Source organism: Microbacterium sp. Leaf351 (assembly GCF_001423825.1).
GTDB lineage: Bacteria > Actinomycetota > Actinomycetes > Actinomycetales > Microbacteriaceae > Microbacterium > Microbacterium ginsengisoli.
The window spans coordinates 145,518-151,637 of the sequence record NZ_LMPK01000002.1 but is presented as its reverse complement, the minus strand read 5'-3'; the positions used below and the strand labels follow the sequence as shown (position 1 = coordinate 151,637).

Here is a 6,120-nt window from a genome sequence, read left to right as displayed (position 1 = left end):
GAAGGATGTCTGCACAGGAGGCCCCATGACGCCCACGGATGCCCCGCCCGACCGCCGCGAGCGCAACCGCCGCCGGGTCAGGGAGGCCCTGCGCACAGCCGCGCTCGAGCTCTTCAGCGAGAAGGGCTTCGCGGAGACGACCGTCACCGACATCACCGAGCGCGCCGACGTGTCGCGCCGCACGTTCTTCCGCTACTTCGAGAGCAAGGAGGACGTCATCGGCAACGATCTTCGCGACCTCCTCCCCCGCGTGCTGCGAGAGCTCGAGAGCCGTCCGCGTGACGAGCATCCGCTCGCGTCGATCCACGCGTCGGTGCTGTCGGTCGTCCCAGAGAAGGGGCCGCCGGCCCTGGTCTTCCGCATCGGCCGACGTGCCGAGCTGCTGCCGTTCGGGCGCCGACTGCTGCCCGTGCTGATGCAGTGGGAGCAGGGCATCGCCGCGACGCTCCTGGTGCGGTGGGGCGCGACGCCGGCTGCGGCATCCGAGGAGCTGCGCCTTCGCGCCACCGTCACCGCGTGCGCAGCGACCTCGGCCCTGCGGTGCGCGGCGCTCTACACCCGCATGACCCCGACGGGGCAGTTCACCGTCGACCCCGACATCGTCTCGGTGGTCACCCGCGCCCTCGACATCATCGCCGAGGGGTGCCCGCCTCCCGGCTGAGCGGATGCCGCGGCCTCCGACACGACCGCGAAACACGCGAGTGTTAGCGTCACCGACAACGCGTGTCCTATCTACCATGACCGCCCGGATCTGGGGGCGGATCCGTCGGCTCAGGGCGGGGACGGCGACGATTCCGTTCGTCCATCCACCCCAGGAGCCGCCCCCATGTCCACCGTCGTCGACAAATCCCAGGCAGGGCTCACCGCCCGCCAGTACCACGTCGGACTCGAGCCGGGCGAGGTCTCCTCGGTCGCGCTGCTGCCCGGTGACCCGTTCCGCGTCCCCCTCGTGGCGGAGTTCCTCACCGACGTGCGCGAGGTCGCGTGGCGCCGCGAGCACCGCACGATGACCGGCTGGTACAAGGAGCGCCTCATCACCGCGACCTCCACCGGCATGGGCTGCCCGTCGACCGCGATCGCCGTCGAGGAGCTCGCGCGCGTCGGGGTGCGCTCGTTCATCCGTGTGGGCAGCTCGGCGGGCCTGCAGCCCGGCATCGCCCCCGGTGACCTGCTCGTGAGCGAAGGCAGCTTCCGCAACGACGGCACCACCGACGCCTACCTCCCGAAGGGTTTCCCGGCGGTGCCCGATCTCGAGCTCACGACGACCCTGGCGCGCCACGCCAGCCGCATCGCGGAAGCCGCCGGAACGCGCTCGCACACCGGCATCAGCGTGAGCGACGACGCGTTCTACGCCGAGACGCCCGAATGGATCGGCGAGCTGAACCGCATGGGCATCCTGAACGTCGAGATGGAGGCATCCGCTCTCTACGTCGTCGCGCGTCTGCGGGGGCTGCGCGCCGGCATGGTGTGCGCGTGCTCGAGCAACCTCGTCGAGGGCGCGTCGCTGTACGACGAGTCGAACGCGGCCCTCAAGGACGGCTGGATGCGTTCGATCGAAGCCGCCCTCGACACCGCGGTGGAGCTTCAGCTGTGACCGCGCGTCGCGTGCTCGAGGGCGCCTACGTCGCCACGGTGGATGCCGCGGGCACCGAGCACCGCGCCGGGCACGTGGTCGTCGACGGCGACCTGATCGTCGCGGTGGGCGACGGCCCCGCCCCCGCCGAGCTGCGGGACGGCGCCGAGATCATCGACGCGCGCGGCACCCTCGTCACCCCGGGACTCGTCAACACCCACCACCACCTCTACCAGTGGCTCACGCGCGGCTACGCGCAGGATGCGATCCTGTTCGACTGGCTGACGGCGCTCTACCCGCTGTGGGCGCGCATCGACGCCGACCTCGTCGAGGCGGGCGCCGCCGGCGCCATGGCGGTGCTCGCCCGCTCCGGCTGCACCACGGTCGGCGATCACCACTACGTGTTCCCGCAGGGATCCGGCGACATCGTGGGCGGGCTCGTGGCCGCGGCATCCCGCATCGGCGTGCGTCTGCACGCGACGCGGGGGTCGATGGACCTCGGCGCCTCGCAGGGAGGACTGCCGCCCGACTTCGCGGTCGAGACGACGGATGCCGCGCTCGCGGCGTCGCAGCAGGCGGTCGAGCGGTGGCACGACGCGTCCTTCTCGTCGACGGTGCGCATCGCGATCGCGCCCTGCTCGCCGTTCTCGGTGACCGCCGATCTGCTGCGCGAGGCCGCCGTGCTCGCGCGCGCGCTCGACGTACGGCTGCACACGCACGCGTCGGAGACGGTCGAGGAGGACGCCTTCTGCCAGGAGCGGTTCGGCATGAGCCCGACCGACTACCTCGACAGCCTCGGCTGGCTCGGCGACGACGTGTGGATGGCGCACGCCGTGCACCTCGACGCCCCCTCGATCGCACGGTACGCGGCCACCGGCACCGGCGTCGCGCACTGCCCGTCGTCGAACGCGCGGCTCGCCGCCGGCATCGCGCCCGTGCACGACATGCTGCACGCCGGGGTTCCGGTCGGGCTCGGCGTCGACGGCTCGGCGTCGAACGAATCGGGCCAGCTCGGCATCGAGATCCGCGAGGCCGTGCTCATGAACCGGCTGCGTACCGGCTCCGACTCGTTCTCGGTGCGCGACGGCCTGCGCATCGCGACCATCGGCGGCGCCCGCGTGCTCGGACGCGACGCCGAGCTGGGCTCGCTCGAGCCCGGCAAGCTCGCCGACATCGCGGTGTGGCGCATCGACGGGGTGGAGCACGCGGGCATCCTCGACCCGGTGGCCGCCCTCGGGCTCGGCGCGCTCCCGCCCCTCGCCCGCCTGTGGGTCGGCGGACGCGACGTCGTCGTCGACGGCGCCCTGGCGACCGCCGAGGAGCCCGTGCTCGCCGAGGCCGTCGCCCGCGCCTCGGCGGACCTCGCCGCCCGGGCGTAGGGCGCGCTGGGGCGCACCGCCCGGGCCCGCGAAACACCCGCGAAACCGCGGTTTGGTTTGCTGGGTCACGGAGGAATGTTGTGGACATCAACACGGTCGAGAGCTATCGGCTCGCGCGCACCCGCGGCGACCTCGCCCTCGCGCCGGGCGAGGTGATCTTCGCGGGCGGCACGTGGCTGATGAGCGAACCGCAGCCCGAGACATCCGGGTTCGTCGATATCACCGCGATGGACTGGCCCTTCCTCGAGATCTCCGCCGACGGCCTGCGCATCGGCGCGACCTGCCCGATCGCCCACCTCGTCGCGTGGGCCGAGGGACGGGGCAGCGAGCCCGTGCCCGCCGACTGGACGGCCGCGCACCTCGCCGCCGACGGCGCACACGCGCTGCTCGCGTCGTTCAAGATCTGGAACTCCGCGACCGTCGGCGGCAACGTCTGCCGCTCGTTCGCCGCGGCCGGCATGGTGTCGTTCGCTGTCGCCCTCGACGCCGTCGCGTGGGTGTGGCGCCCCGACGGCACCGACCTGCGACTGCCCGTGAGCGAGCTCGTCACGGGCAACGGCGAGAACACCCTCGCGGCCGGCGAGGTGCTGCGGGCGATCGAGATCCCCGCGTACGCCCTGCGCTCCCGGGCGCGCCTGCAGAAGATCGCGCTCGCCGAGCTCGGGCGCTCGGGTGCCGTCGTGACCGGCCGCGTCGACCCCGACGGCGCGAGCGTCTTCGCGATCACGGCGGCGACGCTGCATCCGGTCGTGCGACGGTTCCCGTCACTGCCGGATGCCGCGGCCCTCGCCGCCGCGGTCGAATCGGCGCCGTCGTACTACACCGACCCGCTCGGGCCGGCCGACTGGCGCCGCGGCGTGAGCCGTGCGCTCGCGGAGCGCATCCGCATCGAGCTGGAGGCGGGCGCATGAGGTTCACCGTCGACGGCACCCCGCGCGACGCCGAGCCGCGGGCGGGACAGTGCCTGCGCACGCTGCTGCGGGAGACCGGCGCGACGAGCGTAAAGAAGGGATGCGACGCCGGCGACTGCGGCGCCTGCTCCGTGCTCGTCGACGGCACGCCTGTGCACTCGTGCATCACCCCGGCGCACCGCGCCCAGGGGCGGGAGGTCACGACGGCGGCGGGGCTCGCGCCCGGCGACGAGCTGCATCCGGTGCAGGAGGCGCTCGTCGAGCACTTCGGATTCCAGTGCGGGTTCTGCACGCCCGGCATGAGCGTGACCGCGTCGACCTTCGACGCCGACGACGTCGACGACCTCGACCGGCGCCTCAAGGGCAACCTGTGCCGCTGCACCGGGTACCGGCCGATCCGCGAGGCCGTCCACGAGGCGGTGCTCGGCCCGGTGCGGGAGACCGGGGCCGGCTACGCGGGCGGCGGTGCGGCCCCGGGCGCCGACACGTCCCCCGCCCCGACAGCGGGGGCGGACGGCGTCGGCCGCTCGGTGCGCCCCGCGCCCGCCCGGCGCGTGGTGCAGGGTCTCGAACCGTACACGTTCGACGAGCCTGTGCCCGGATCGCTCGTGCTGCGCGTGATCGGCTCGCCGCACGCGCACGCGCGCATCCGCTCGATCGACACCGCCGCCGCCCGCGCGGTGCCCGGGGTCGTGGCCGTCTTCACGCACGAGGACGCGCCCGCCGTGCACTACTCGACGGGCCGTCACGAGCACCGCACCGACGACCCCGACGACACGCTGCTGCTCGACACCGTCGTGCGGCACGTCGGGCAGCGGGTCGCGGCGGTCGTCGCCGAGACCGCCGGCGCCGCCGAGGCGGCCTGCCGTCTCATCGAGGTCGACTACGAGGTGCTCCCCGCGGTGCTCGACCCGGAGGCGGCCCGCGCACCCGGCGCCCCGCTGCTGCACGCCGACCGCACCCCCGCCGACCGGGTCGCCGAACCCCACCGCAACGTCATCGCGTCGCTGCACGAGGGGCACGGCGGCGACATCGACGCGGCCCTCGCAGAGAGCGCCGTCACCGTGTCGGGCACGTGGCGCACGCAGCGCGTCTCGCACGCGCAGCTCGAGACCCACGGCTGCGTCGGCTGGCTCGACGACGACGGCCGCCTCGTCATCCGCTCGTCCACACAGGTGCCGTTCCTCACGCGCGACGAGATCGCGCACATCTTCGACCTCGACCCCGACCGGGTGCGCGTGCACACGGCGCGTGTGGGCGGCGGCTTCGGCGGCAAGCAGGAGATCTTCGCCGAGGACCTCGTCGCGCTCGCCGTGCTGCGCACCGGCCGCCCGGTCGCCTACGAGTTCAGCCGCGCCGAGGAGTTCCAGCGCACGTCGGTGCGGCATCCGATGCGGGTGGCGGTGACCCTCGGGGCGGATGCCGCAGGCACCCTCACCGCGATGAAGATCGACCTGCTGAGCGACACCGGCGCCTACGGCAACCACGCCATCGGGGTGATGTTCCACTCGCTCGCCGAGTCGACCACGATCTACCGCGCCCCGGTGCGTCGCCTCGACGCCGAGGTCGTCTACACGAACAACGTGCCCTCGGGGGCGTTCCGCGGCTACGGCCTCGGGCAGGTCGTGCTCGCGGTGGAGTCCGCGATGGACATGCTCGCCGAACGTCTCGACATCGACCCGTTCGACCTGCGGCGCCGCAACGCCGTCGTCGAGGGCGACAACCTGCACCCCGACCAGGACGAGTACGAATCCGACCTCGTCTGGGGCAGCTACGGCCTCGACCAGTGCCTCGACCTCGCCCAGGGCGCCCTCGAGCGCGGCAACGGCGTCGACGCTCCCGACGGCTGGCTCGTCGGCGAGGGGATGGCCGCGGCGATGATCGCCACGATGGCCCCGCGCGGACACATCGCCCACACCACGGCGACGCTCCGGCCCGACGGCACCTACGTGCTGCGCGCCGGCACGGTGGAGTTCGGCAACGGCACCCACACGGTGCTGCGGCAGATCGCGGCATCCGTCTTCGATGTCGGCTTCGACCGCCTCGAGGCCCGCTTCGCCGACACCGACGAGGTGCGGCACGACACCGGCGCGTTCGCGTCGGCGGGCATCACCGTGACCGGCAAGGCGCTGCATGCCGCATGCCTGACGCTGCGTGATCGAATGCGGCTCACTGCCGCCGCGCTCACAGGCACCGACGAGTCGGCGGCCGTGGTGACCGGCGACGGGGTGCGCACCCCTGCGCGGATCGTCGGCTT

5 protein-coding genes are annotated in these 6,120 nt (G+C 73.4%); all 5 read left to right on the top strand.

The genetic code is table 11. The annotated features are described in order from the left end of the window. The coding region (locus ASG00_RS01245; RefSeq protein ID WP_235559034.1) for a TetR family transcriptional regulator at positions 1 to 661 on the top strand (661 nt) is incomplete at its 5' end. Between the two features lie 165 nt (positions 662 to 826). Then, positions 827 to 1,594 carry a nucleoside phosphorylase gene (locus ASG00_RS01240; RefSeq protein WP_056206242.1) on the top strand — a complete coding sequence of 256 codons (768 nt, stop codon included), beginning with the start codon at positions 827 to 829 and terminating at the stop codon, positions 1,592 to 1,594. Further along, the gene (locus ASG00_RS01235) at positions 1,591 to 2,952 is read left to right on the top strand and encodes an 8-oxoguanine deaminase (protein ID WP_056206240.1); all 1,362 of its coding nucleotides are present in this window, start codon (positions 1,591 to 1,593) and stop codon (positions 2,950 to 2,952) included. Before ASG00_RS01240 ends, ASG00_RS01235 begins: the two co-directional genes overlap by 4 nt. 80 nt (positions 2,953 to 3,032) lie before the next feature. Continuing rightward, positions 3,033 to 3,863: an FAD binding domain-containing protein gene (locus ASG00_RS01230; protein ID WP_056206238.1), complete on the top strand. Its 831-nt coding sequence runs from the start codon at positions 3,033 to 3,035 to the stop codon at positions 3,861 to 3,863. Beyond that, a partial coding sequence (locus ASG00_RS01225; protein ID WP_235559033.1) for a molybdopterin-dependent oxidoreductase occupies positions 3,860 to 6,120 on the top strand: 2,261 nt, incomplete at its 3' end. The genes ASG00_RS01230 and ASG00_RS01225, both read left to right, overlap by 4 nt.

What these genes read in the sequence shown, in the direction of transcription:
- ASG00_RS01240 (WP_056206242.1), top strand. Translation starts at nt 827, where the DNA reads ATGTCCACCGTCGTCGACAAATCCCAGGCAGGGCTCACCGCCCGCCAG.